The organism is Polynucleobacter sp. MWH-Loch1C5, assembly GCF_018881775.1.
Taxonomy (GTDB): Bacteria; Pseudomonadota; Gammaproteobacteria; order Burkholderiales; family Burkholderiaceae; genus Polynucleobacter.
Genome location: NZ_JACVPR010000008.1, coordinates 1 through 255, shown reverse-complemented (window position 1 = coordinate 255; position 255 = coordinate 1). Strand labels below are relative to the sequence as shown.

The 255-nt window shown below is 42.4% G+C and carries 1 protein-coding gene; it reads right to left on the bottom strand.

All coding sequences use genetic code 11. From position 1 onward, the window contains the following. On the bottom strand, nucleotides 1-255 hold a 255-nt coding region (locus ICE94_RS08445; RefSeq protein WP_216151144.1), incomplete at both ends, for an MBG domain-containing protein.

The following is a 255-nucleotide window of genomic DNA, read 5'->3' as shown; positions in this document are numbered from 1 at the left end:
TTCCTGAAGCAGTAATCGATAAAGTGGCACCACCACTCAATACTTGAGTATTAGTATCACCGTTTTGATTACCACTAATAGAAGCCGTCAATGTTGGTGTTGCGTCACCATACACCATAGTCTTATTATCAGCAGTGATGGCAAGAGTCGGACGCTCACGGTAAATTGCATAATTACCAGTACCTAAAGCCAGACTGTAGTTAGTTGCCGATTCATCGCTGTTATAACGGAAGTTACCTGAACCACTACCAATCA